Source organism: Caulobacter sp. FV2ps19, from assembly GCF_058681035.1.
Genome location: NZ_CM178729.1, coordinates 3,343,218 through 3,368,216, shown reverse-complemented (window position 1 = coordinate 3,368,216; position 24,999 = coordinate 3,343,218). Strand labels below are relative to the sequence as shown.

General features: G+C 65.8%; 29 protein-coding genes. 17 read left to right on the top strand and 12 right to left on the bottom strand.

Annotated features, from left to right (window positions below; all coding sequences use genetic code 11):
• Nucleotides 1-7 precede the first annotated feature (7 nt).
• A complete protein-coding gene (locus tag ACW18B_RS15920; protein ID WP_492047996.1) occupies nt 8-205 on the bottom strand; it encodes a hypothetical protein in 198 nt (65 codons plus the stop codon).
• 351 nt (nt 206-556) lie between these two features.
• Between ACW18B_RS15920 and ACW18B_RS15915 the strand changes: the two genes are divergently transcribed.
• The 4 genes from ACW18B_RS15915 (at nt 557) to ACW18B_RS15900 (ending at nt 4,634) form a co-directional block, all read left to right on the top strand.
• Entirely contained in the window at nt 557-1,879 is a 1,323-nt protein-coding gene (locus ACW18B_RS15915) for a serine hydrolase domain-containing protein (RefSeq protein ID WP_492047995.1), read from the top strand.
• Nucleotides 1,880-1,954: 75 nt separating this feature from the next.
• Nucleotides 1,955-2,917: a quinone oxidoreductase family protein gene (locus tag ACW18B_RS15910; protein ID WP_492047994.1), complete on the top strand. Its 963-nt coding sequence runs from the start codon at nt 1,955-1,957 to the stop codon at nt 2,915-2,917.
• Nucleotides 2,914-3,855, top strand: coding sequence for an NAD(P)H-dependent flavin oxidoreductase (locus ACW18B_RS15905; protein ID WP_492047993.1), 942 nt, complete (start codon nt 2,914-2,916; stop codon nt 3,853-3,855). Before ACW18B_RS15910 ends, ACW18B_RS15905 begins: the two co-directional genes overlap by 4 nt.
• 11 nt (nt 3,856-3,866) lie before the next feature.
• Nucleotides 3,867-4,634, top strand: coding sequence for an SDR family oxidoreductase (locus ACW18B_RS15900; protein ID WP_492047992.1), 768 nt, complete (start codon nt 3,867-3,869; stop codon nt 4,632-4,634).
• Nucleotides 4,635-4,768: 134 nt separating this feature from the next.
• On the opposite strand, the gene ACW18B_RS15895 is transcribed toward ACW18B_RS15900, so the two are convergent.
• Nucleotides 4,769-5,611 carry an arginyltransferase gene (locus ACW18B_RS15895; RefSeq protein WP_492047991.1) on the bottom strand — a complete coding sequence of 281 codons (843 nt, stop codon included), beginning with the start codon at nt 5,609-5,611 and terminating at the stop codon, nt 4,769-4,771.
• A 100-nt stretch (nt 5,612-5,711) separates the two neighbouring features.
• Nucleotides 5,712-6,611, bottom strand: coding sequence for a flagellar motor protein MotB (locus ACW18B_RS15890; RefSeq protein ID WP_492047990.1), 900 nt, complete (start codon nt 6,609-6,611; stop codon nt 5,712-5,714).
• A gap of 21 nt (nt 6,612-6,632) precedes the next feature.
• Here ACW18B_RS15890 and ACW18B_RS15885 point away from each other — a divergent pair, with 21 nt between their 5' ends.
• Together ACW18B_RS15885 and ACW18B_RS15880 are read left to right on the top strand one after the other, a co-directional pair.
• On the top strand, nt 6,633-7,580 hold the full coding sequence (locus ACW18B_RS15885; RefSeq protein ID WP_492051747.1) for an NAD(P)-dependent oxidoreductase: 948 nt from the start codon (nt 6,633-6,635) through the stop codon (nt 7,578-7,580).
• Between the two features lie 51 nt (nt 7,581-7,631).
• Complete coding sequence (locus ACW18B_RS15880) at nt 7,632-8,024, top strand: ribosomal maturation YjgA family protein (protein WP_492047989.1); 393 nt, start codon at nt 7,632-7,634, stop codon at nt 8,022-8,024.
• Here ACW18B_RS15880 and ACW18B_RS15875 read toward each other — a convergent pair.
• Nucleotides 7,999-8,847: a metal-dependent hydrolase gene (locus ACW18B_RS15875; RefSeq protein WP_492047988.1), complete on the bottom strand. Its 849-nt coding sequence runs from the start codon at nt 8,845-8,847 to the stop codon at nt 7,999-8,001. The two genes, ACW18B_RS15880 and ACW18B_RS15875, sit on opposite strands and share 26 nt — an antisense overlap.
• Before the next feature lie 71 nt (nt 8,848-8,918).
• Between ACW18B_RS15875 and ACW18B_RS15870 the strand changes: the two genes are divergently transcribed.
• Entirely contained in the window at nt 8,919-9,536 is a 618-nt protein-coding gene (locus ACW18B_RS15870; RefSeq protein ID WP_492047987.1) for a TetR/AcrR family transcriptional regulator, read from the top strand.
• Here the strand turns inward: ACW18B_RS15870 and ACW18B_RS15865 are convergent.
• From ACW18B_RS15865 to ACW18B_RS15835, 7 genes are all read right to left on the bottom strand, one after another.
• Nucleotides 9,533-9,916, bottom strand: coding sequence for an NUDIX hydrolase (locus tag ACW18B_RS15865; RefSeq protein WP_492047986.1), 384 nt, complete (start codon nt 9,914-9,916; stop codon nt 9,533-9,535). The genes ACW18B_RS15870 and ACW18B_RS15865 overlap by 4 nt on opposite strands.
• A 32-nt stretch (nt 9,917-9,948) precedes the next feature.
• Nucleotides 9,949-11,031: a serine hydrolase domain-containing protein gene (locus tag ACW18B_RS15860; protein WP_492047985.1), complete on the bottom strand. Its 1,083-nt coding sequence runs from the start codon at nt 11,029-11,031 to the stop codon at nt 9,949-9,951.
• Nucleotides 11,032-11,060: 29 nt separating this feature from the next.
• The gene (locus ACW18B_RS15855) at nt 11,061-11,939 is read right to left on the bottom strand and encodes a helix-turn-helix transcriptional regulator (RefSeq protein WP_492047984.1); all 879 of its coding nucleotides are present in this window, start codon (nt 11,937-11,939) and stop codon (nt 11,061-11,063) included.
• A complete protein-coding gene (hemB, locus tag ACW18B_RS15850; RefSeq protein WP_492047983.1) occupies nt 11,936-12,940 on the bottom strand; it encodes a porphobilinogen synthase in 1,005 nt (334 codons plus the stop codon). Before hemB ends, ACW18B_RS15855 begins: the two co-directional genes overlap by 4 nt.
• 49 nt (nt 12,941-12,989) lie before the next feature.
• Nucleotides 12,990-13,457 (bottom strand): DUF2147 domain-containing protein, encoded by a 468-nt coding sequence (locus tag ACW18B_RS15845; RefSeq protein WP_492047982.1) that lies wholly within the window; start codon nt 13,455-13,457, stop codon nt 12,990-12,992.
• 191 nt (nt 13,458-13,648) lie between these two features.
• The gene (locus ACW18B_RS15840; protein ID WP_492047981.1) at nt 13,649-15,151 is read right to left on the bottom strand and encodes a flavin-containing monooxygenase; all 1,503 of its coding nucleotides are present in this window, start codon (nt 15,149-15,151) and stop codon (nt 13,649-13,651) included.
• Between the two features lie 154 nt (nt 15,152-15,305).
• Complete coding sequence (locus tag ACW18B_RS15835; protein ID WP_492047980.1) at nt 15,306-15,641, bottom strand: hypothetical protein; 336 nt, start codon at nt 15,639-15,641, stop codon at nt 15,306-15,308.
• Between the two features lie 140 nt (nt 15,642-15,781).
• Here ACW18B_RS15835 and ACW18B_RS15830 point away from each other — a divergent pair, with 140 nt between their 5' ends.
• The 8 genes from ACW18B_RS15830 (at nt 15,782) to hemA (ending at nt 22,568) form a co-directional block, all read left to right on the top strand.
• Nucleotides 15,782-16,921, top strand: a complete 1,140-nt coding sequence (locus tag ACW18B_RS15830; protein ID WP_492047979.1) for an isobutyryl-CoA dehydrogenase — start codon at nt 15,782-15,784, stop codon at nt 16,919-16,921.
• Between the two features lie 47 nt (nt 16,922-16,968).
• Nucleotides 16,969-17,238, top strand: a complete 270-nt coding sequence (locus tag ACW18B_RS15825; protein ID WP_492047978.1) for a type II toxin-antitoxin system Phd/YefM family antitoxin — start codon at nt 16,969-16,971, stop codon at nt 17,236-17,238.
• On the top strand, nt 17,235-17,648 hold the full coding sequence (locus tag ACW18B_RS15820) for a type II toxin-antitoxin system VapC family toxin (RefSeq protein WP_492047977.1): 414 nt from the start codon (nt 17,235-17,237) through the stop codon (nt 17,646-17,648). The genes ACW18B_RS15825 and ACW18B_RS15820 overlap by 4 nt, the downstream gene beginning before the upstream one ends.
• 8 nt (nt 17,649-17,656) lie before the next feature.
• Complete coding sequence (locus tag ACW18B_RS15815) at nt 17,657-18,268, top strand: histidine phosphatase family protein (protein ID WP_492047976.1); 612 nt, start codon at nt 17,657-17,659, stop codon at nt 18,266-18,268.
• On the top strand, nt 18,265-19,317 hold the full coding sequence (locus tag ACW18B_RS15810; RefSeq protein ID WP_492047975.1) for an enoyl-CoA hydratase/isomerase family protein: 1,053 nt from the start codon (nt 18,265-18,267) through the stop codon (nt 19,315-19,317). The genes ACW18B_RS15815 and ACW18B_RS15810 overlap by 4 nt, the downstream gene beginning before the upstream one ends.
• A gap of 59 nt (nt 19,318-19,376) precedes the next feature.
• On the top strand, nt 19,377-20,177 hold the full coding sequence (locus ACW18B_RS15805) for a class I SAM-dependent methyltransferase (protein WP_492047974.1): 801 nt from the start codon (nt 19,377-19,379) through the stop codon (nt 20,175-20,177).
• Between the two features lie 107 nt (nt 20,178-20,284).
• On the top strand, nt 20,285-21,181 hold the full coding sequence (gene mmsB / locus ACW18B_RS15800) for a 3-hydroxyisobutyrate dehydrogenase (protein WP_492047973.1): 897 nt from the start codon (nt 20,285-20,287) through the stop codon (nt 21,179-21,181).
• A 160-nt stretch (nt 21,182-21,341) separates the two neighbouring features.
• On the top strand, nt 21,342-22,568 hold the full coding sequence (gene hemA / locus ACW18B_RS15795) for a 5-aminolevulinate synthase (protein ID WP_492047972.1): 1,227 nt from the start codon (nt 21,342-21,344) through the stop codon (nt 22,566-22,568).
• 17 nt (nt 22,569-22,585) lie between these two features.
• On the opposite strand, the gene ACW18B_RS15790 is transcribed toward hemA, so the two are convergent.
• Nucleotides 22,586-23,026 (bottom strand): Ros/MucR family transcriptional regulator, encoded by a 441-nt coding sequence (locus ACW18B_RS15790; protein WP_492047971.1) that lies wholly within the window; start codon nt 23,024-23,026, stop codon nt 22,586-22,588.
• 164 nt (nt 23,027-23,190) lie between these two features.
• On the opposite strand from ACW18B_RS15790, the gene glyA reads away from it, so the two are divergent.
• Both glyA and nrdR read left to right on the top strand, forming a co-directional pair.
• Nucleotides 23,191-24,483 (top strand): serine hydroxymethyltransferase, encoded by a 1,293-nt coding sequence (gene glyA, locus ACW18B_RS15785; protein WP_492047970.1) that lies wholly within the window; start codon nt 23,191-23,193, stop codon nt 24,481-24,483.
• Between the two features lie 31 nt (nt 24,484-24,514).
• A complete protein-coding gene (gene nrdR, locus ACW18B_RS15780) occupies nt 24,515-24,988 on the top strand; it encodes a transcriptional regulator NrdR (RefSeq protein WP_492047969.1) in 474 nt (157 codons plus the stop codon).
• Nucleotides 24,989-24,999: the final 11 nt, after the last annotated feature.

The window sequence follows — 24,999 nt, the reverse complement described above, 5'->3', positions numbered from 1 at the left end:
GCCCGGTTCAGGCCGAGATGTTGAGCAGTACGCCGGTCAGCTCGCCGGTGGTCTGGCCAAGGGCCGCGCCGGCCGCCGCCGTCATCTTGATGTTGGTCTGCGCCACCGCCAGTTGCGTGAGATCGGCGGTCGGCGCCGAAGCCTCGCCCGAGCCGGAGGCACGCGGCGGCGTGTAAGAGGCGGCGCTGGTGGTGGAAACTTGCACGGCGATTTCCTTCAGTGGTGCGAAGCAATCTGGTTTGGAACGGTTAAGCGGGCCTGATCAAACAGGGTTAAGGTCCGGCGCCGATCGTCGCGGGCGAACGCCCGGGCCCTTGGGGATGACCGATAGTAAGCCGAGGACGGCGATATCGCCCTCACGAGTGCCGTCGGCCGTCCCAAAGCATAGTGCGGAAAAGTGGACGCCGGTTTTCCGCCAAAACGATGCGAAAATAAAAACCTGGAGCAAGGCGCATGAGTCCGATTTCACGCGCCTTGCTGTAGAGAAAAACTGACTGCGCAAGCGGGGCGATTGCCCCTAAGGTCGCTTCAAACAACTGTTCGCTGGAGGGCGAGAATGGCATTGCGTCGGTTTATGGGAGCCGCCCTGGCGGTTGGGCTTCTGGCTTCGGCCGCGCCGCTGTATGCGGCCCCCAAGAGCAGCCCCGCTGTCAGCCTGGCGACCGCCGCGCCGGAAAGCGTGGGCTTTTCGGCCCAGCGTCTCAAGCGCCTGGACAGCGCCATGCAGGCCCTGGTCGATCAGGGCCATCTGCCGGGCGTCACCACCATGGTCGTGCGTCACGGCAAGGTTGTCGCCTTCGAGGTTCACGGCAAGAAGGGCTTCGACGGCCCGCCGATGACCAAGGATACGATCTTCCGGATCTATTCCCAGACCAAGCCCGTCACCGGCGTGGCGATGATGATGCTGTACGAGGAGGGCAAGTGGCGCCTCGACGATCCGGTCAGCAAGTACATCCCCGAATTCGCCAAGCTGCAGGTCTATAAGGGCCAGAACCCGGACGGGACTTTCATCACCGAACCGGCCAGCCGTCCGCCGACCATGCGCGAGCTGATGAGCCATTCGGGCGGGTTCGCCTATGGCCTGGTGCCCGACAACCCCGTCGACAAGGCCTATGTCTCGACCGGCGTGCTGAGCAGCAAGACCGGCCAGGAGTTCATCGAAAAGGTCGCGGCCCTGCCGCTGGTGGGTCAGCCGGGCGCGCAGTGGAAATACAGCGCTTCGGTCGATATCCAGGGCTTCATCGTCGAGAAACTGTCGGGCATGTCTCTGGCCGACTTCATGCGCACGCGGATCTTCGAGCCGCTGAAGATGGTCGACACCGGCTTCTATCTGCCGGCTGAGAAGAACGATCGTCTGGCCTCCATGTATCTGTGGAGCCCAAAGGACAATAAGCTGGTCCCCGCCGCGGGCTTCATGGTGCTGGATATCAGCAAGCCACCGGCCGTGGCCTCGGGCGGCGGCGGCCTGGTCTCGACCAGCGCCGACTATGCCCGTTTCGCCCAGATGATCCTTAATGGCGGTGAGCTGGACGGCGCGCGGATCCTGTCGCCCAGCACGATCGCCATGATGGGCTCCAACCACCTGAGCGACGAGATCATGACCGGTAAGGACGGCTCGTTCCGCAACGCGCGCGGCCAGGGCTTTGGCCTGGACTTCATGGTCATCACCGATCCGGCCAAGGCTGGCGAGCCGGTAGGCGAGGGCACGATCAGCTGGGGCGGCGCGGCCGGCACCTGGTTCTGGATCGATCCGAAGAACGACCTGTTCTTCCTGGGCATGATCCACATCCTCAACAAGGACGGCGATCCGGCCCTGCGCAATCTCGACGATGTCAGCCAGCAGCTGGTCTATTCGGCGCTGGTCGATCCTTCGAAATAGTCGCCTTTGCGATCTGGCCGGCGGTCGCCGGCCAGATCGGATCGGGAGGCAAAAGAACACTTTAGGGAGAGCGCCATGAAGGCCGCCGTCTATTACGAAACCGGTTCGCCGGAGGTGCTGCGCTATGAGGATGTGGCCGATCCGCCCTGCCACGCCTCGGGCGTGGTCATCCGCGTCGAGGCGGTCAGCATCGAGGGCGGCGACACCCTCAATCGCGGCGGCGGGGCGATGGCGGGCAGCCCGCACATCGTCGGCTATCAGGCGGCGGGCGAGATCGTCGAGGTCGGGGCCGAGGTCACCCACCTGAAGGTCGGCCAAAAGGTGGTCACCGTGAACGCCTTCGGCTCGCACGCCGAACTGCGGTCGGTCCCGGCCCGCAACTCCTGGCCGATCCCGAACGGCTTCGACCTGCAAAAAGCCGCCGCCATGCCGGTGCCGTTCGGCACGGCGCATGAGTGCCTGTTCGGCGCCGGTCACCTGAAGGCCGGCGAAACCGTGCTGGTCCAGGCCGGCGCGGGGGCGGTCGGCATCGCCGCCATCCAGCTGGCCAAGCGGGCCGGGGCGACGGTGCTGGCCACCGCCTCCAGCGACGAGCGCCTTGAGCGCCTGAAGGCCTTTGGTCTGGATCACGGTATCAACTACCGCCGCGACGACGTGGTCGAGCAGGTGATGAAACTGACCGGCGGCAAGGGCGTCGATCTGGTGGTCGATCCGGTCGGCGGCGCGACCCTGGAGGGCAGCCTGCTGTCGCTGGCCTATCGCGGCCGCGTCTCGCTGGTCGGCAATGCCGGGCGCGAGCCTCTGAAGGTGGATGTCTCGTCGCTGATGGGCGGCAATCGCATCCTGACCGGCGTGTTCCTGGGGGCCGAGATCATGACCGATCGCGTCCATGACATGATCCAGACCCTGATCGAGGAGGCCGCCCGCGGCGAACTGCAGGTGGTCATCGACAGGACTTTCCGGCTGTCGGAAGCCGCCGCCGCCCACGCCTATATCGAGAGCCGCCAGGCCGTCGGCCGTGTGTTGCTGATCCCATGACCCAGACCAACCGCGTGCTGGCCCATACCGGGGCCAAATATCCGATCGTCCAGGCCCCGATGGGCTGGATCGCCCGCTATCCGCTGGCTTCGGCCGTGTCGCGGGCCGGCGGGCTGGGGATCATCGAAACCTCCTCGGGTGAGACCGAGACCTGCAAGGCCGAGATCCGCAAAATGGCGGAGACGGGTCTGCCGTTCGGCGTGAACCTGCCCATCATGTTCCTGCGCGACGACGCCATGCTCAAATTCGTCTGCGAGAGCGGGGTGAAGTTCGTCACCACCTCGGCCGGCAGTCCGGCCAAGTTCATCGGCCCGCTGAAGGACGCCGGCATCGTCGTCTATCACGCCGTGCCGACGGTCGATGCGGCGGTCAAATGCGCCGAGGCCGGGATCGACGGCCTGGTGGTCGAGGGCGCGGAAGGCGGCGGCTTCAAGAACCCCGAGGAAGTTTCGACCCTGGTCCTGCTGCAGGCCATCCGCGCGCGGGTGGACGTGCCGCTGATCGCGGCCGGCGGCATCTGCGACGGACGCGGCATGGCGGCCGCCTTTGCCCTCGGAGCCGAGGCGATCCAGATGGGCACGCGCTTCGTCAGCTCGGCCGAGAGCCCGGTGCACGAGAACTACAAGGCCGCCATCACCGGCGGCAAGGAGACCGGCACCTGGATCCTCAACAAGAAATCCAGCCCCTGCATCCGGGCCCTGAAGTCCGAGCGGACCAAGGAGATCTATGACGCCGGCCTGATGCCGCCCGACGCCCTGAAGGGCATTCTGGGCGTCTATTTCGGCGGCGACATGGAGGCGGCGCCAGCCCTGGCCGGCCAGACCATCGGCCTGATCGACGAGGTCAAGACCGCCCAGCAGATCATCGACGAGACCGTCGCCCAGTTTCACGACATTACCGGTCGCCTCGGCGGCCTGGCCGCCGCGCGCGGCTTCTAGGAGTCAGAACCATGCAGAATCTGTTTTCGCTCGAAGGCCGCGTCGCCCTCGTCACTGGCGGCTCGCGCGGCATCGGTGCGATGATCGCCAAGGGCTTCCTGATCTATGGCGCCAAGCGCGTCTACATCACCGCCCGCAAGGCCGCCGCCTGCGACGCGACCGCCGAGGCCCTGTCGGAATTTGGCGAGTGCGTCTCGCTGCCGGGTGATATCTCGACGATGGACGGCATCGACGGTTTGGCCAAGCGGATCCTCGAGCGGGAAGAGAAGCTCGATGTGCTGGTCAACAACGCCGGCGCCGCCTGGGGCGCGCCGTTCGACGAATTCCCGGAAAGCGGCTGGGACAAGACCGTCGACCTGAACATGAAGACTCCGTTCTTCCTGACCCAGGCCCTGATCGCTCCCCTGCGCGCGGCGGCCAAGGATCGCGTGGCCAAGGTGATCAACATCTGCTCGATCGACGGCCAGTCGGTCGCCAAGGAAGAGACCTATCCCTATGGCGCATCCAAGGCGGGTCTGCTGCACCTGACCAAGCGCATGGCCCTGCGCTTGGCGCCGGACAACATCGCGGTTTCGGCCATCGCGCCCGGCGCTTTCGCCTCGGACATGAACAAGGTCGCCCGCGACCACGCCGACGCGGTGTCCAAGGCCATTCCGGCCGGCCGGATCGGCACGGACGAGGATATGGCTGGTACGGCGATCTATCTGGCTTCGCGGGCCGGGGACTATGTGATGGGTTCGGCGGTGACGGTGGACGGCGGGGTCAGCTTCGCGAGGTAGGGCCGCCAGATCCGGTCTCGGACTTCCACCCACCCCGGCCACCCCCGCGAAAGCGGGGCCCAAGCCGAATTTCATTGGATCATCGGTCTGCTCAGCTTGGGTCCCCGCTTTCGCGGGGGTGAGCGGTATTTTTGCTAAAGCTCGTCCAGGACTGCAGGCTGGGCGTCGCTGAGGTCCAGCGCGTCGCCCTCGACGTCGAGCGGCGTGGCCAGCACCCTGGGTGTCCGCGCCCCGCGCTCGCGGGCCGACATCAGGGCCCAGCCGCCGGGCTTGAGGATTTCCAGGGGCGAGAAGCGAGCCTTGTAGGCCATCTTCTCACTGCCGGGCACCCAGTAGCCCAGATAGACATAGGGCAGGCCGATCTGGGTGGCCTGGACCATGTGGTCCAGGATGATGAACGAGCCCAGGCTGCGCTTGGTCAGGGTTGGATCATAGAAGCTGTAGACCAGCGACAGGCCGTCAGCGAGCACATCGACCAGCACGCAGGCGATCAGGTCACCGGGGCCGCGATCCAGCGAGCGGCTGCGATATTCAATCAGATGGGTGCGGACAGCAGTGTCCTCGACCATGGCGACATAGTCGGGCCAGGTCATCTCGGCCATCCCGCCGTCGGCGTGGCGGGTCAGCAGGTAGCGTCGCAGCAGCTCGAACTGCTCCAGGGTCGCCTCGGACTCGACCAGATGGCGCTCAAGGTCGCCGTTGCGAGCCAAAACCTTCCGTTCCGAGCGCGAGAACACATAGTCCGTCGCCGGGGCGCGGGCCGACTGGCAGGCGCGACAGGTTTCGCAGGCGGGGCGATAGGCGATGTTCTGGGAGCGACGGAAGCCGACCTGGGTCAAGCTGTCATTGACGGTGGGGCCGTCCGACAGCGGGAGGTGGGCAAAAACCTTGCGCTCCTCGCGCCCGGGCAAGTAGGGGCAAGGGGTCGGGGCCGTGAGGAAGAACCGAAGCTGTCGCGTCGGAAAATGCTGCGTCACAGTAGCGCCCGTCCCCTTTCATCGGCCTTGGGCCGTTCAGTGATTAGGCGGTATGCCGGTCATTTGCGCAAGCGGCTCTGCGAAGCGGAGCCGCTAAAGGTCACAGGCCGTCCGGCAGTACCGGTTTTTCACGCAACAATACGATGGAGATGCGCCGGTTCCCGGCAAGGGTCGGGTCGTCGGCATAAAGGGGTTCGGAATTAGCCTTGCCGGAAACCTGGTAGATCCGGTCGTCATTGACCCCGGCATTGCGCAGGAACTGGCGCGAGGCGTCCGCGCGGCTCGCCGAGAGCGCCCAGTCGCTGTCGCTCTTGCGGCCCAGAGCGTTGGAGCTGGTGTGACCCGAAATGGTGACGCGGTTGGGCAACTGGTTGACGACCTTGGCGACCGCACGCAGCAGAATCTTGGCGCGGTCATTGGGCTCCTTCGAGTTCTCCTTGAACATCGAACGGCCCTCCTGATCGATCAGCTGGATGCGCATGCCCTCCGGTGTCTGGTCGATCATGATCTGCTTGGACAACTCGGCCAGCTCAGGCATTTCCTGCAGCGACTGGCGCAGGGATTGGGCGGCGGAGGCGAAGCTGTCCTGTTCTTTCTTGGCCAAAGCGTCGCGCAGGGCTTCTTCGCTGGCTGATTCGAGATTGGCCGTCGTCGTGCTCTGGCCGTCCTTGTTGGAACTGTCGGGCGCCTCGGGGGCCATCTGCTGGATCACCGACAGCTTGCCGTCAGCCTTGGCGCCATCGTCACCCAGGGACGTGCCGCCCAGGATGCCGCCCGACCCGCTGGTGGTCGACGAGATGCTGGCTGGCGCGAAATAGTCGGCAATGCCTTGTTTTTGTTCGGGACTTGTGGAGTTCAGCAGCCACATCAGCAGGAAGAAGGCCATCATCGCGGTCACGAAGTCGGCGTAGGCGACTTTCCACGCGCCACCATGGTGTCCGCCGCCGACCACCTTCTTGACCTTCTTGATGATGATCGGCTGTTCGCTACTGACGGCCATAGTGCTTAAGCCTGCTTAACCCTGTCTGGGGAAGGTGACCTGCGGACGTTAAGATGGGGTTGCCGAATGGACCCGGGCAGGCGAAATCGCAGGACCTTCAAGGGAGTGTTCGACATGAAGACGGCGTTTATCGGCCTGGGCGTGATGGGCTATCCCATGGCGGGCCACCTGAAGGCCGCCGGCCGCGACGTTTCCGTCTTCAATCGCAGCCCGGACAAGGCCCGGCGCTGGGCCGCCGAGCATGGCGGCGCGGCCTTCGATACGATCCAGGCGGGCGTCGCCGGCTGTGAGCTGATCGCGCTGTGCGTGGGCAATGATGACGACGTGCGCGCTGTTGTGGCGCAGGCCCTGCCGGCCATGAGCCCGGGCGCGGTGATCGTCGACCACACCACAACCTCAGCCACCGTGGCGCGCGAGATGGCGGCATTGGTCGCCGGCCAGGGTTGCTTCTTCGTCGACGCCCCCGTGTCGGGTGGCCAGGCTGGGGCGGTGAACGGTCAGCTTACCATCATGGCCGGCGGCGACGCCGCAGCCTTCGCCAGGATCGAGCCGGTCATCGCCGTCTATGCCAAGGCCGTGCGCCGCATGGGCGAGGTGGGCGCCGGCCAACTGACCAAGATGTGCAACCAGATCGCCATCGCCGGTGTGATCCAGGGCGTGGCCGAGGCCTTGCACTTCGCCAAGCGCGCGGGCCTGCCGACCGATGATGTGCTGGCGGCGATCTCCAAGGGCGCGGCCCAGTCCTGGCAGATGGAGAACCGCTGGGCGACCATGGCGCGGGGCGAGTTCGAGTTCGGCTTCGCGGTCGACTGGATGCGCAAGGACCTGGGAATCGCCCTGGACGAAGCCGCCCGCAACGGGGCCAGGCTCGAGAGCGCGAAGATGATCGACGGGTTCTATGCCGAGGTGCAGGCCATGGGCGGAAATCGCTGGGATACGTCCAGCCTGGCGGCGCGCCTGGAAGCCTAGGCGAGCCTGGGCCTTGCGTTCCGGGATGCTGATAAGGTCATGGGGCAAACCATGAGACCTCGCCTTGTCTATGGCCTGGCGGCCTTGATCGTCTTTGCGGTCGAGGCAGCCATCGCCCTCTGGCTCAATGACGATCTGATCCGCCCCTATGGCGGGGACGTCCTGGCGGTGGTTCTGGTCTATCTGGCGGTGCGGGCCGCGACGCCGCTGCGGTTGGCGTCAGCCCTGGCGGCCGCCCTGGCGCTCGCGGTGGTCATCGAGTTGGGCCAGCTCGTCCACGTCCTCGAGCTTGTGGGACTGGCCGGCAACCGACTGGCCCGCGTCGTTTTCGGCGGCGTCTTCGATTTCAAGGATCTGGTCGCCTACGCCGTCGGCGGCCTGACCGTGCTTGTCGCGGAGCGTGTTCGGGGCGCTCGCCCTATTCCGCCGCCATTGCCGGAGTGAACGCGTCGCGCAGGCCTTGCAGCCGCTGGCGGTTGTCATGGTCCCACGGATGGAAGGCCGGGCGATACCAAGCCCGGTATTCGCGGGCGCAGCGGCGGAACAGACCCGGCGTCCCGAACAGGAACCACAACACCCTGGCCCGCGCTATGCCCGGCTTCATGCCGTCGGCGGCCAGCAGGGCGGAGGCGTAGCGGGTGATGTTGCGGGTGAACAGGAGGCTGATCAGCACCATCACCCGGACGCGAAGGCGATAACGTTGCAGCGGCGTCCAGGCCTGGGTGACGGTCTGGAAAACGTCGAAGGCCACCGCCTTGTGCTCGGTCTCTTCCAGGGCGTGCCATTGCCACAGGCGCTTCATTTCGGGGTCAGTGTTCTCGAACAGACCGTCATCGCGCATGAACGAGTCGGCCATCATCGAGGTGAAGTGTTCCAGGGCGATGGTGGCCCCCAGCATGGCCATCGGGCCGCGCTCGCGGACCATGGCGGTGCGCGCCTTGACCTGGGCTTCGATGGCGGCGACGGGATAGCGGTCGCGATCCAGGCCGCCGTTCATCGCCACGTGTTCGCGCGAATGGATGGCTTCCTGGGTGATGAAGGCCTTGGCGTCGTCCAGCAGCTTGCCCGACAGCTTGGGCCGATAGTGGCGCACGGCGTCCATGAACAGCCGCTCGCCGTCGGGGAAGGTCAGGGACAGGGCGTTGAACACCGCGGTGCCCACCACGTCACCGCCCAGCCAGGCGCCCTTGCTGACGGCCTGGGTGTCGAAATGCAGGTCACGCGGCGTGACCTCGACGTCCTGGGGGGTGTTGCGCGGCGCGGCCATGGCGTTCGTTCCTGCCTCGGGATAGGGCTTGTCGCAGCAAGCCTGTCTCTAGAATGGCCTTACCGATAAAAATGTCAATAGAGTCCTCCGCACCCCGCACCCGGCAACGACGTTCGCCCGAAGCGTCGCGCGACAACATCCTGGCGGCCGCCGAAACCATCCTGCTGGCCTCGGGGCCGCAGGACCTGAAGCTGGTCGAGGTGGCCCGGGGGGCGGGGGTGGCCAACGCCACCGTGCTGCATCACTTCGGCTCGATCGACGGCGTGCAGACGGCCTTGATGGAGCGGATGATCCGGCAACTGGTCGACGAGGTGCTGTCCATCACCGTGACCGAAGGCGACACGGTCGCCCTGGCCGGCGACGGTATGCGAGCTTTGTTCGACGCCTTCGAGGCCAAGGGCGCGGCGCGTCTGGCGGCCTGGCTGGTGCTGACCGGCGAGGCGTCGCGTATGACCAGTGTGCGCGGCGCCGTTCAGGAGGTGATCGACGCCCGTATCAACCAGGTGACGGGCGTCTCGGCCGAGATGCTGGGCGACTTCATCCTGGGCTGCGTGACCTTCGCCCTGGGGGTCGGACTGTTCGGGCCGCCGCTGAGTGACCTGCTGGGCAAGCCGCCGGGGCGAGCGCGCGAGGTGGCGCTGGGCATCCTGCTGGCCCGCCTGGACGAGGCGACCCGGACGGGCCGCTAGAGGGCGGCGATCACCACACGCATCAGCGGCGCCAGGCGGATGTCGCCCGGCGCGGCGATGTCGATCCAGGCCATCTCCTCGATTTCGGCCCGCACGCCGATCTCGCCCTCGACCTTGGCGAGATAGGTCGCGGCCTTGACCGTGAAGCCGGCCTCGTTGGCCGCCGGGGCCTCGAAATGACCCAGCAGGTCCGTGCTGACAAGCTTGCAGCCCAGCTCTTCGTCGAGTTCGCGGGCGAGTGCGGTGAGGTCATCCTCGCCCGGTTCGCGCTTGCCGCCGGGCTTCATGAAGATCGCCGTGCCGCGCTTGCGCACCACCAGCATCCGCCCGGCGTCGTCGCGGATGACGGCGGTGACGATGTCGATGGTCGGCTGGGTCATGGACCCAGCCATAGCAGACGAAGGGATTCGCCTCAGCCGCCGACCGCCGCCAGCACGTGCTCGACCAGCAGCTTGTCGGAAATCCCATGGGAACCTCGGACATTGAAGTTGGTGGTGGTGATCACCACCACGAGGTCGAGATCGGGGATCACGATCACCTTGTTGCCGCCACTGCCGTTCATCAGCCAGGCCTTGTGGCCGGCGAAGGTCTGCAGCCACCACAGATAGCCGTAGTCGGTCGCCGTGCGCGCCTCGGCATGCGGTGTGACGGACGCCTTGACCCAGGCCTCTGGCAGGATCTGCTGGCCGTTCCAGCGCCCGCCATTGGCGTAGAGCTGGCCCAGTTTCAGCAGGTCTCGGCTGGTCAGCTCAAGGCCGCCGCCGCCTTGGGCCAGGCCCGTGGGCGAGAACTGCCATTGCGGCTTCTCGATGCCCAGCGGGCCAAACAGCGCCTCATCCGCGAAGGCGGGCAGAGGCTTTTTCACCGCGCTCTGGACCGCCGCGCCCAGCGTGGTGACCCCGGCGGTGCAGTAGCTGAAGCTTCTGCCATAGGGGGCGTCGGCGGGCTTGGGCATCCAGGCCGGAAAGCCACGGATGGGCAGGTCGAGGTAGAATTTCGGCCAGTCCTCGATCAGGTACATGCGCTCCTCGTTGCCGCGCGAGAACGAGTTCTCGTCGTCGCATTCGAGCAGGGAGCTCATGGTCAGCAGATCCTCGACCGTGATCTTCGCCTTGCGCGGATCGGGGTTCTCGAGCGGCAGCCGGTCCTTCAGATAGGGCAGGATGGGGGCGGAAACGCTGGAGATCTTGCCGCGGGCGATGGCGGCCCCCGCCAGCATGCCGGTCACCGTCTTGGTGACCGAGCGCGTGTTGCGGCGGGCGTCGGCGCCGCCGTCATCATAGTAGGATTCCGAGACCAGCTTACCGTGGCGGGCGATCAGGACACTGGTGATCTGCTGAAAATCACCCTTCTTGATGGCGGCGGACATCGCCTCCAGCCGCTCGGCGGAAAGGCCCTCGGCGGCCGGCGCGGCGGTTGGCCAGTCCTTGTCGGCGGCGAGGGCGGGAAGGGGCGCGGCCAGCAAAAGGGCGGCGGCGATCAACAAAGGCTTCAAGACGGATACTCCTACGCTTGGGGTCCCGGTTAGCTCGCTTCGCGCGGCTCGTCTTGGACGGTGGAAACATCGTGGGAAGCCGACGGTCGGCGCCGGCCGCACAGGCGCGCGAATTCGCCGGGGGTTACGCCATAGGCGGCGCGGAACTGACGGTTCAGATGGCTCTGGTCGCAGAAGCCGGCCAGAAGGGCGACTTCGCCGATGCCCGTGCGGCCGTGCATCAGCAGGTCGGCGGCCCGCTCCAGCCGGCGGGCCCGCAGCCGGTCGCCCGGGGCGGCGCCGATCCAGCGCTGATAGCCCCGCGCCAGGTGCACGCGGTGGACGCCGGCGGCGCGGGCGATGTCGGCGATGCCGATCGGCTGGTCGAAGCTGTCGGCCAGGAAGCTCTCGGCCGTATCCAGCCAAGCCGGTCGCTTCTGACTTTCACGGCGCGCCGGGATCATGGCCTCGGCGGTCAGCGCCAGGGCGTGGGTCTCAAGGTCGATCCGCTCGATGTCGCGCGACAGGGCGGCGCGAGTCAGGCGCAGGGCGGCGCCGACCGCCCGGGGCGACTGCAAGCGCAGGGCGTCGACAGCTGCGCTGGACTGGCTGGTCAGGTCGCGCCACGTTTCGGCCTCGACACTGATCGCCAGGAACCAGCCGTCCACGCCCTCGAAGCGGTCGCGATGGATGACGCCGGGCGGGTTGAAGACCAGCACCGGACCCTCGGTCTCGTCGCCATGCGCGGTGGTCACGTACCGCCCGCGCGTGGCCAGCACGAAATGGGCGTCGTCATGACTGTGCTCAGCCACCTGTTCGGGCGGCGTGGTGGCGGCCAAATGCGCGACACGGGCGTCTGCGAGGTGATGTTCCACCGCGACGGCGCCGTAGAACCGGCCCGGGCTGAAGGCTGCCCGGGGCTGACTCACGACCCCAGCTTTTCCGCCGCCCACGGCGCGAAATAGCTGATGATCCCGGCGGCGCCGGCCCGCTTGAACGCGGTCAGGCTTTCGAGGATGGCGCGTTCCTCGTCGATCCAGCCGTTCATCCCGGCGGCCTTGATCATCGCGTACTCGCCCGACACCTGGAAGGCGTAGGTGGGCATGCGGAACTCATCGACCAGGCGGCGCAGGATATCCAGATAGGGCATGCCCGGCTTTACCATGACCATGTCGGCGCCCTCGGCGATGTCGAGGGCGACCTCGCGGATCGCTTCCTCGGTATTGGCCGGGTCCATCTGGTAGGTCTTTTTATCCCCTTGGCCCGCCGACAGTTTCGCCGAGCCGATCGCGTCGCGGTAGGGGCCGTAGAAGGCCGAGGCGTATTTGGCGGCATAGGACATGATCATCGTGTCCTGGAAATTGGCGCCTTCCAGAGCCGCGCGCAGGGCGCCGATGCGGCCGTCCATCATGTCGGACGGGGCCAGGATGTCGGCGCCGGCCTCGGCTTGCATCAGGCCCTGTTCGATCAGGCGCTCGATAGTCGGGTCGTTGAGGATCTTGCCGCCTTCGATCACGCCGTCATGGCCGTGGTTGGTGAAGGGGTCCAGCGCCACATCGCACATGATGCCGACCTCGGGGGCGGCGTCCTTCATGGCCTTGACGGCGCGGGGGATGACGCCGTCCGGATCTGCGGCGATCGAGCCGGTGGCGTCCTTCCGCGATCCGTCGATATGCGGGAAGATGGCGATGGCCGGAATGCCCAGGTTGCGAGCCCGCACGGCGGCCTTGGCGGCGTCCTTGACGCTCAGGCGCTCGACGCCCGGCATCGAGGCGATCGGGATGACGCCTTCGCCTTCGTGCACGATCATCGACCAGATCAGGTCGGACGGACGCACTTCGGTTTCGCGGATCAGGCGGCGGGTCCAGTCCGCCTGCCGAACACGGCGCAGGCGGCTGGCGGGGTAGGGGGCGAGCGGGGGCGTGGTCATGGCCTAGGGTTTCGCGCGTGCGGCGGCGCGAGGCAAGACGCTACCGCCCTTAAGGAGCCGCAGGCGCCGCGCGGCTGGCCACGTTGTAGCCGCTCTCGATACGGGTCCAGACCTGTGACTTGCACAGCAGGTTACCGATCACGCAGCCCTTGGCTTTCATGGTCGTGGCGTCGAGCAACTGGGCGGTGCCCTGGAAGGTCATCTTCAGGGTGGGCACATAGACCTTGCCGCGCATGCCGCCGGCCTTTTGCGGTTCGAAGTCGCGCAGCAGTTGCTGGCCGATCAGCGAGTCCGAGCCGCTCTTGCGGGCGTCGGCCTGCGCCTTTGGGCTGGCCCAGATGACGACGCCGCAGGTGCTGGGACCGCAGTCCTTGATTTCCAGGTGAACGCTGTCGTGAGGGTTGCGCCAGACGCCATAGGTGCGTGCGATGTCATCGGCGCCTGCGGCCTGAGCCGCAGCCGAACCCAATGCCAGGGTCGCCGCCATCGCGGCAAAAGCCAACTTCACGATACGCATCCAGAAAACCGACGCCTCCTTGAAGGGGTGATTTGAGGCGGCGGGGCAAGGTTAGCAAGGGGTTGTTGCGATTTCGGCGATTCACGTCGTGTAACGGAGGATTTCAGACCATGCCTCCGGTCCGCCTGATATCGGCTCTGAACCGGGCCGACGCCGCCCCTGTCGGACGCCGTCGGCAAGGCTCTGGATCTTCAGGAATAGACGAAGCTGGCCTCGTCCAGATCGATGGCCGGGAGTTCATCCTTCTCCAGCCAATAGTCCTGGGTGTGACGCCATTCGGGCTTGTCGCCGGCCTTGGGCAGCAGGTGCATTCCGCGCATCAGATAGCCGGGATTGAAGTTCTCGGGATCGATCCAGGCCGACAGAGGCATGTCCTTGTCCTGCGGCCGCAGGGCGACCTCGACCTGCTTGGCGCCCTTGGCCTCCATATGGGCCAGCAGGCGGCAGACGAAATCGCCGATCAGGTCGGCGCGCAGGGTCCAGCTGGCGCGGAAATAGCCGAACACCCAGACCATGTTGGGCACGCCGGTGAACATCATGCCGCGATAGGTGACGGTGTCGCCGAAGGTCAGCGGCTTGTCGTCGATGACGAAATCGATGTCGCCCAGGACGTTCAGGTTGAAGCCTGTGGCGGTGATGATCAGGTCGGCGTCGAGGGTTTCCCCGGACTTCAGCAACAGGCCGGTCGGCGTGAAGCGCTCGATCTCGTCGGTTACCACCGAGGCCTTGCCCGAAGCGATGCCCTGGAACAGGTCGCCGTCCGGCACGAAGGCGATCCGCTGCCGCCAGGGGCGATAGCGCGGCGTGAAGTGCTTTTCGATATCGAAGTCCTCGCCCAGGAAGGCCTTCACCCCCTCCAGAAGCTCGGCCTTGACCACGTCGGGTTCGGCGACGGCGCGATGGGTGAACATCTCCTGGTCGAACAGGGCCTTTCGACGGACGATCTCGTGGATCCAGGTCTCGTCGATCTGCAGTTCGCGCAGGGTGTTGGCCAGGTCGTTCTCGTTGCGGCCGGGCACGAAATAGGTCGGCGAGCGCTGAAGCAGGGTGACGTGCTGGCAGTCGCCGGCGATGGCCGGCACCAAGGTGGCGGCGGTGGCGCCCGATCCGATGACGACGACCTTTTTGTCCTTGTAGTCGAGGTCCTTGGGCCATTCCTGCGGGTGGATGACCTGGCCCGTATAGTCGCTCATGCCGGGCCACTGCGGCGTGTAGCCCTGAAGCTGGCGGTAATAGCCCTGGCACATCCACAGGAAGGCGGTGGTGAAGCTCTGCGTCTGGCCGTCGCCCCGTGTCACCTCCAGCGTCCAAAGCTTGTCAGCGCTGGACCAACTGGCCCGGGTGATCCTGTGGCGATAGCGGATGTGGCGGGCCAGATCGTTCTCGGCGATCACCTCGCCCATATAGTTGAGGATCTCTGAGGCGCTGGCGATCGGCGGGCCAACCCAGGGCTTGAAGCGATAGCCGAAGGTGTAGAGGTCGCTGTCGGAGCGGATGCCGGGATAGGTGTGGCTGCGCCAGGTGCCGCCGAAGTCCCCGAGCGCTTCGAGGACGGCGAAGCTTGCGCCGGGGCGCTGGGTGGTCAGGTGATAGGCCCCGCCGATCCCCGATATGCCCGCGCCGACGATGATGACGTCGAAATGTTCGCTTTCCGCGGTCTTGGCCGCTCTTTCGAGCGTGGTCGCCTGCGTCATCTGGCCCTCCCGTGCCCGACGGACCTTTTGGTCTCGCCGTGTTTCCATCCTGGGCGCCTCTTTCGGGCGCCTAACTAAACACTGTAAACTTAAAGCTGGCCCTGTGTTTGACGCGGATCAAGCAGTTTCTTCTGAGCCCGGGGGCGGGGGCGCCTTACCGCCAAGCGCCTGTTCCCGGTCCTGAAATCTGTTGCCAGACTTCGTCGTAGTGCCGGACTTCCGCGTCGGAGAACCAGACTGCTTCTACCGCGACACGGCGTTCTTTCTTCCAGCCACGCTCTTCCGTGGTGACCTCATAGGTGCGGAAGTGGCGAAAGCCGCGACCTTCGCTGAACCCGCCGCAACGCCTAATGTCCAGAACACGCTTCCGTTCGCCTTCAAGATCGCGCTTGATCCTCAGCTTGACGACTTCTGGATTGGCGAAAGTTATGCGCAGTCCCCAGCCTATCCAGACGGCGAAAAAGACGGTCCCGAGAATAAAGGAGAGCATGTTCACAACCTAGCGTGGGCTCGGCGCAAAACGCTACTCTTGTGTAGGCGGTCGGTGATTGACATGCCGTCAGGCGCGCGGCAGGTCAGTCGCCCAACGAAGACGAGGGCGGTTCTGCCTCGCATGGGAGGATATCGCGCATGGATTTCGCACTCAGCGCCGATCAGGTGGCGATTCAGGACGCGGCGCGCGCCTTTGCCGAAGGGCAGCTTGCCCCGCATTCGGCCGAGTGGGACGAGAAGCGGCATTTCCCCGTCGATGTGATGCGTGAGGCCGCCCAGCTGGGCTTCGCCGGCATCTATGTGCAGGAAGACGTCGGCGGCACGGGCCTGTCGCGCCTCGACGCCTCGATCATCTTCGAGGCGCTCAGCTATGGCGACGTGTCGACAGCGGCCTATCTGACCATCCACAACATGGCCTCGTGGATGATCGACCGGTTCGGGTCCGAGGACCTGCGCCAGCGCTATCTGCCGCGCCTGACCACCATGGACCTGATCGCCAGCTATTGCCTGACCGAGCCGGGCTCGGGCTCGGACGCCGCCAATATGCGCACCACGGCGCGGCTGGACGGCGACCACTATCTGCTGAACGGCGGCAAGGCCTTCATCTCGGGCGGCGGCGTGTCCGACGTCTATGTGGTGATGGCCCGCACCGGCGCCGACGGCGCCAAGGGTGTCTCGGCCTTCGTGGTCGAGAAGGGAACGCCGGGCCTGAGCTTTGGGGCCAATGAGCGCAAGATGGGCTGGAAATCCCAGCCGACCGCCCAGGTGAACTTCGACGACTGTCGTGTGCCGGTCGCCAACCGCATCGGCGAGGAAGGCGAAGGCTTCCGCTTCGCGATGATGGGCCTGGACGGCGGGCGGCTGAACATCGCTTCCTGCTCGCTGGGCGGGGCGCAACTGGCCCTGGACACAGCCAAGGCCCATCTGGAGACCCGCAAGCAGTTCGGCAAGCCGCTGAAGGACTTCCAGGCCCTGCAGTTCAAGCTGGCCGACATGGCCACCGAGCTGGAGGCGGCCCGCCTGATGGTGCGTCGCGCGGCCCATGCGCTGGACAACAAGGACCCGCAGGCCACCAAGCTGTGCGCCATGGCCAAGCGCTTCGCCACCGACGCCGGCTTTCAGGTGGCCAATGACGCGCTGCAGCTCCACGGCGGCTACGGCTATCTGCAGGACTATCCGCTGGAGCGCATCGTCCGCGACCTGCGGGTGCACCAGATCCTGGAAGGCGCCAACGAGATCATGCGCGTGATCATAGCGCGCGAGATGTTTCGGCCGTGAGCCCGGCGTGCTAGTCTGACCACATGTGGTCAGACTAGGAGTTTGCCATGCGTGAAGTCGGCGTCCTCGAAGCCAAGACCCACCTTTCGGCCCTGCTCGACGCCATCGAGAAGGACGGCGAGACGGTGACCATCACGCGGCATGGACGGGCGGTGGCGAGGCTGTCGCCGGCAAACGAAGCGACGCCCAAGCCGCGCAAGGTTTCGGCAGCGGAATTAGTGGCTCGCTCCCAGGCGCTGCGTGACGAAATCGCCGCCTCCAATTCCGGGATCGAGACGATGACCTGGGAAGAGCTGAAGCAGCTCGCCCGAGAGTGAGGTCGATCGTTCTCGACGCTTCCGCCGCGCTCGCTTGGCTGTTGCCGTCTCAGGCGACGCCGCTAGCGAACGCCTTGTTGAGCCAAGCCAATCAAATGGACTTCCAGGCGCCGTCCATTTTCGACTGGGAAGTTCGCAATGCGCTGCTGACGTTCGAGAGGCGGAGGGGGCTCACAGCCAAAGAATATGACGACGCGTTGCTGTTCCATGTGGATCTGAACGTGAAGCTTCATGCGCCAGCCATCGTCATGGGCGAACTCGGGGTGCTGGCTCGGGTGAAGCGACTCAGCCTTTTCGACACTTCCTATTTCGCGCTCGCCCTTGACCAGGGTTGGCCTCTTGCTTCACGCGACGAAGCCTTGCTGGCGGCCGCCAGCGATGCGGGCGTCGAGTGTTTCGACCTGAGATGAAGACCTGAATGCTTTACCTTTGCCGCCACGGCCAGACCGAGTGGAACCGCGAGCGTCGCCTGCAGGGGCAGGCCGAGGCTGACCTGACGCCTCTGGGCCGCTTGCAGGCCCGGGCCATGGCCGATCTGCTCAAGGATCTGACCGCGCGTGAGCCGTCGGCCGACTGGCGGATCATCGCCAGCCCGCTGCGGCGGGCGCGGGACACCGCCCAGGCGATCGCCGACCGTGTGGGTCTGACGATCGAATTTGACGACCGGCTGATGGAGTTGACGGTCGGCCAATGGGAGGGGCGTCTCTATGCCGATGTGCACCGCGAAAATCCCGAGGCCTTCAAGAGCCCCGAATGGTTCTTTACCGCGCCCGGCGGCGAGACCTATGAGCAGGTCATGGCGCGGGTGTCAGCCTGGCTGGCCGAGCAGGCGGCCGAGCCCGAGCGCCGGCTGATCGTAGTCAGCCATGGCATAGCCGGTCGATTATTGCGCGGCGCCTATGCCGGACTTTCGCGCGCGGCGACTTTGGCGCAGGACGTGCCGCAAGACGCGCTCTATCGGCTGCAGGGCGGTCAGATCGATCGCCTGGACTGTGAGCCTGTCGAGGACGGCGCCAAGGAAACCGCATGAACGACCCCGCAGAAATCATCGTCCGCGTTCACAAGAACGTCGGCCGCATCACGCTCAACCGGCCCAAGGCGCTGCACGCCCTGACCCTGGGCATGTGCCAAAAGATGATCGACACCCTGATCGGTTGGCAGGCCGATCCCGAGATCGACATGGTGATGATCGACCACACCGGCGAGCGCGGCTTCTGCGCCGGTGGCGACATCCGGATGCTGGCCGAAAGCGGCGCGGGCGATGGCGTCGCTGCGCGGCAGTTCTTCCACACCGAGTATCGGCTGAACCACCTGCTGTTCACCTATGACCGTCCGGTGGTGGCGATCATGGACGGCGTGGTGATGGGCGGCGGCGTCGGCATCTCGATGCCGGCCCACTACCGGATCGCCACCGAGCGCACGACCTTCGCCATGCCCGAGACCGGCATCGGCCTGTTCCCGGATGTCGGCGGCGGCTGGTACTTGCCGCGCCTGCCGGGCAAGGCGGGGCTGTGGCTGGCCCTGACCGGGGCGCGGATCAAGGGCGCGGACTGCCTGCGCTTGGGGATCGCCACCCATTTCGTCGAATTCGGCGCCATCGAGGGCCTGAAGAAGGCGATCACCGCCGATCATCGCCGCATCGACGAGATCCTCAAGACGTTCCGCGCCGACGCCGGCAAGGCGCCCTTGGCCAGCATCGAGCAGGATCTCAATCGCCTGTTCGTCGGGGACAGCGTCGAGCAGATCTTCGAGTTTCTGGAGATGGACTCCAGCGACTGGGGCAAGGCCCAGCTGGAAATCCTCAAGACCAAATCGCCCCAGACCCTGAAGGTCGCCTTCCGACAGTTGGAGCAGGGCGCGGTCGCCGAGGACTTCGCCGAGCACATGGCGCTGGAGTACCGGATCGGCGCGCGGGTGGTTCAGAAACACGATTTTCTGGAGGGCGTGCGGGCGGTGATCATCGACAAGGATAACGCGCCGCAGTGGTCGCCGACGCGCCTCGAAGGAGTGACAGAGACCATGCTCGACGAGATTTTTTCGCCCTTGCCGCCGCAAGAGGAATGGACGCCGCTGACGTAGCGGACGTCGTGCGCTAACGTGCGCGCAACAAGAACACGCCCCGGTTCGGAAGGAATGCCATGCGTAAGCCGCTTCTCAGTCTCGTCGCCGTGCTCGGCCTCGCCGCCTGCGCCACGACGCCCATGGGACCGCCTCCGCCGCCCCCGCCGCCGTCAGGTCACGCCGCCGCCGCCATCCCGGCCAATATCGCCGCGGCCGTGAGCGATTCGGCGCGGCCCGCCGTCGACATGGTTCGTGACGCCGATCGTCGGCCGGCCGAGATCCTGGCCTTCGCCGGGGTCAAGACCGGCGCCAAGGTCGCCGACCTGATCCCGGGCGGGGGTTATTTCACGCGTATCCTGTCCAAGGCCGTCGGGCCTCGCGGCAGGGTGTACGCCTATGTGCCCGACGAGTTGACCAAGCTGGCCAATCGCGAGCCGTCGGTGAACGCGATCGCTCGCGAACCTGCCTATTCCAACGTGATGGTGCTGCTCGACACCCTGCCCAAATTCTCCACGCCCGAGAAACTGGATCTGGTGTTCACGGCCCAGAACTATCACGACATGCACGACAAGTTCATGGGACCGGCGGATCTGTCGGCCGTGAACAAGGCCGTCTTCCGCGCGCTCAAGCCGGGTGGCGTCTATTTGGTCATCGACCACGCGGCCCAGGCCGGTTCGGGGCTGCGCGATACAGAGACCCTCCATCGGATCGACTCGGCGGTGGTGAAGTCTGAAGTGACCGCCGCAGGCTTTATCTTCGAAGGCGAGAGCCGGGTTCTCCGCGACCCGGCCGACAAGCGCACTGTCAGCGTCTTCGACCCGTCGATCCGCGGCAAGACCGACCAGTTCGTCTACAAGTTCCGCAAGCCGGCGCGTTAGCGGCCCTGCGTCCTTCGAGGCTGCTGGGAACCCGGCCTCGAAGGACGCGCCGACCACAATGACAAGAGCCGCGCCCATGAGGCGCGGTTCGCTTTTGGGAGCAGGGCATGACCCGCATCGCCTTTATCGGCCTGGGCAATATGGGCGGCGGCATGGCCGCCAACCAGGCCAAGGCGGGGCGCCTCGTCCAGGCGTTTGACCTTTCACGGGCGGCGGTCGAGCGCGCCGTGGCGGCCGGGTGCCATGCGGCGGGTTCGGTGGCCGAGGCCGTCAAGGACGCCGAGGTGGTGATCACCATGCTGCCCGCCGGCCCGCACGTGCGGACTGTCTATGGCGAACAGATCCTGGCCGCCGCGCCGAAGTCCGCCCTGCTGCTGGACTGCTCGACAATCGACGTCGACAGCGCCCGGACCGTGGCCAGGCAGGCGTCGCAAGCCGGGTTCCGCTTCGCCGACGCGCCGGTGTCGGGCGGGATCATGGCCGCCGAAGCCGGGACCCTGGCCTTCATGGTGGGGTGCGACGCGGACGACTTCGCCGCCGTCGAGGCCGCCTTGGCGCCGATGTCGCGGGTGACCATTCGCGCCGGCGCACACGGGGCGGGGCAGGCGGCCAAGATCTGCAACAACATGCTGCTGGGTGTCTCCATGCTGGGAACCTGCGAAGCCTTCGCCCTGGCCGAAAAGCTGGGCCTGGCGGCCGACCGGTTCTTCGAGATCGCCAGCAAGTCCTCGGGCCAGTGCTGGTCGGTCTCGACTTATTGCCCGGTGCCGGGAGTGGGGCCGCAGACCCCGGCCGATCGTCACTACGAAGGCGGATTCGCCACGGCGATGATGCTGAAGGATCTCAAGCTGGCCCAGGAGGCCGCGGCCAAGGCGGGCGCCACCACCCCGATGGGCGCGCAGGCCGAGGCTCTGTACGCCCTGTTCGACGCCAACGGCTTTGGCGGCAAGGATTTCTCGGCCGTGATCCAGATGTTGCGGGGCAAAATCAGCGATCTGACCTAACGGCAGCTCTTGGATCGGCGCGACGAAAAGCGCTATTTCCTAAATCTAAGTACTTGTCCCTATGTGGACAGCGGCCTCCCGCGCATGCGAAACGCGGTGTATCGAGAAGGGACCGGCGGTCCGGCGGTCTTGTCCGTCTGGCGGTCGAGCAAAAAAGACCATGGACTACAAATCCGCGTTCAGTGCCGCTGTGAGCCAGATCCGTGAAGAGGGTCGCTACCGCGTGTTCGCCGATCTCAAGCGCCATCGCGGCGCCTTCCCGCGCGCGACCTGGACGGCTCCGGACGGCGGCGAGAGCGAGGTCGTGGTCTGGTGCAGCAACGACTATCTGGGGCAGGGTCAGAACCCGGTGGTGCTGGATGCGATGCACGCCGCGATCGACCAGCATGGCTCGGGTTCGGGCGGCACGCGCAATATCTCGGGCACCAATCACCACCATGTCGAGCTGGAAGCGGAACTCGCCGACCTGCACGGCAAGGAAGCCGCTCTGCTGTTCACCTCGGGCTACGTGTCCAACGAAGCCAGCCTCAGCGTGCTCTACAAGATCCTGCCAGGCCTGATCATCTTCTCCGATGAGCAGAACCATGCCTCGATGATCGCCGGCATCCGCAATGGCGGCGGCAAGCGTCACATCTTCCGCCACAACGACCTGGCGCATCTGGAAGAGCTGCTGGCGGCGGCTCCGGCCGATGCGCCCAAGCTGGTGGCGTTCGAGAGCGTCTATTCGATGGACGGCGACATTGCCGACGTCGGCGCCACGGCCGCCCTGGCCAAGAAATACGGCGCGATGACCTATCTCGACGAGGTCCACGCCGTCGGCATGTACGGTCAGCGGGGCGGCGGCGTCGCCGAGCGCGACGACGTCATGGATCAGATCGACATCATCGAAGGCACGCTGGGCAAGGCGTTCGGCGTGATGGGCGGCTACATCACCGGCGACACCGTCGTGGTCGACGCCATTCGCCTGATGGCCTCGGGTTTCATCTTCACGACCTCGCTGCCGCCCGCCCTGACCGCCGGCGCTCTGGCCAGCGTCAAGTGGCTCAAGCAACATCCCGAAGTGCGCGAGGCGCACCAGGAGCGCGCCAAGACCCTGAAGGCGATGTTCAAGGCCGCCGGTCTGCCGGTCATGGAAAACGACAGCCACATCGTTCCGGTGATGGTTGGCGATCCCAACCACACCAAGCTGATCAGCGACATGCTGCTGGCCGAGCATGGCGTCTATGTGCAGCCGATCAACTATCCGACCGTGCCCCGCGGCACCGAGCGCCTGCGCTTTACCCCCACGCCGTTCCATACCGACGACATGATGCGCAAGCTGGTCGTGGCGATGGAGAAGCTGTGGTCCCACTGCAACGTGGCCCGCATGGGTGGCTACGCGGCCTGATCGCGTCCAAAAGGGGGCTATGACCCCCGTCTTACGCCCTTGCCCAGGCCGATCTGCTTGGCGAAGTTGGATCGCTGCACGGCATAGGCCGGCGCGACCATCGGATAGTCGCCGGGCAGGCCCCATTTGCGGCGGTAGTCCTCGGGGCTCATGTCGTAGTGCGTGCGCAGATAGCGCTTGAGCATCTTGAGGCGTTTTCCGTCTTCCAGGCAGACGATGTAGTCGTGCTGGACCGAGCGAGACACGGGAACCGCGGGTTTGGTCTTTTCAAGCGCGCGCGGCGCAGCGCCCGGCCCCAGGGTCACCAGGGCCTCATGCACCGTCCTGATGAGGCCGGGGATCGCTGACGGGCTGACCGTGTTGCGTCCGACATAGGCGGCGACGATATCCGTGCTTAGCGCCAGAAAATCCGGTTCCCGCCCGGGCTTGGAATTCAGTTCGCCGCTCTGCGACACCATGGTGTCTCGCCCTCGTTGTGGCCACGTTTTTGCCCGGCAGGACGACTTCATTCCTGCGGAATGGAACCAACGCGCGATTTTCTCCGTGGTTCCGAGATTGATCGCGGCGCGTAGGCCGTTAAAGAGGGCGCCACTGACTCCCCCGCAGTGTCTGGAGACCGCCCATGACCGCACACGATTCCAACCTGACCGCCTTTTTCGGCGCGGACCTCGCCACGGCGGACCGCGACATCTTCGATCGGATCGGTCTGGAGCTGGGGCGTCAGCAAAACCAGATCGAGCTGATCGCGTCGGAAAACATCGTTTCGCGAGCGGTGCTTGAGGCCCAGGGCTCGATCCTGACCAACAAGTACGCCGAAGGTTATCCGGGCAAGCGCTATTATGGCGGCTGCGAATTCGTCGACGAGATCGAAACGATCGCCATTGAACGGGCCAAGCAGTTGTTCGGCGCCGGCTTCGCCAATGTCCAGCCGCACTCGGGCTCGCAGGCCAACCAGGCGGTGTTCATGGCCCTGCTGCAGCCGGGCGACAGCTTCCTGGGCATGGACCTGGCCGCCGGGGGGCACCTAACCCACGGGTCGCCCGCCAATCAGTCTGGCAAGTGGTTCAAGCCGGTGTCCTACACCGTGCGCCAGCAGGACCAGCTGATCGACTATGACAATGTCGCCGAGGTGGCCGAGCGCGAGAAGCCCAAGCTGATCATCGCCGGCGGCAGCGCCTACAGCCGTGAGATCGACTTCGCCCGCTTCCGTCAGATCGCCGACAGCGTCGGCGCCTATCTGATGGTCGACATGGCCCACTTTGCCGGCCTGGTGGCCGGCGGCGCGTTCCCCAGCCCCGTGCCCCACGCCCACGTCGTCACCACCACCACCCACAAGACCCTGCGCGGTCCGCGCGGCGGCATGGTGCTGACCAATGACGAGGCCATCATCAAGAAGGTCAATTCGGCGGTGTTCCCGGGCCTTCAGGGCGGCCCCCTGGAGCATGTGATCGCCGCCAAGGCTGTGGCCTTCGGCGAGGCGCTCCGGCCCGAGTTCAAGGCCTATGCCGCACAGGTAATCACCAATGCGCGCGCATTGGCCGCAGCCCTGGGCAAGTCGGGGGTCAAGATCGTCTCCGGCGGCACAGACAGCCACCTGATGCTGGTCGATCTGCGCCCCAAGGGCGTGACCGGCCGCGACGCCGAGCACAGCCTCGAGCGGGCCAACATGACCTGCAACAAGAACGGCGTTCCGTTCGACACCGCGCCGTTTACGGTCACTTCGGGCATCCGCCTGGGCACGCCCGCCGGCACCACCCGCGGTTTCGGCGAAGCGGAGTTCACCCGGGTCGGTGAACTGATCGGCGAGGTCATCAACGGTCTCGCGGCCAATGGCGCCGAGGGCAATAGCGCGGTCGAGTCGCAGGTGCGCGAGCAGGTGCTGGCCTTGACGGCGCGCTTCCCGATCTACAACTAATAGATTCGATTGAGCCAGGGAGGGCTAGATCATGCGCTGCCCTTTCTGCGGTCACATGGAAAGTCAGGTTAAGGACAGCCGCCCGTCGGAAGACGGCGCGGCCATCCGACGTCGCCGCGCCTGTCCGGAATGCGGCGGGCGGTTCACGACGTTCGAGCGTGTGCAGCTGCGTGAGCTGACCATTCTGAAGCGGTCGGGACGGCGCTCGCCGTTCGATCGCGAGAAGCTGGTTCGGTCGATTGCCCTGGCCACCCAGAAGCGTCAGGTCGACGCCGAACGGATCGATCGCATGATCAATGGCATCGTCCGGCAGCTGGAAAGCATGGGCGAGACCGAGCTGCCGTCCTCGACGGTTGGCGAGATGGTGATGAAGGCTTTGAAGGCCCTCGATGACGTCGCCTATGTCCGTTACGCGTCAGTTTACCGTGATTTCAAGGAAACTAGCGATTTCGCAAAGTTTTTGGGTGAAGAAGGTCTGAGCGACGTCGCGGACGAAGAGCTATAGGCGCATTCTGT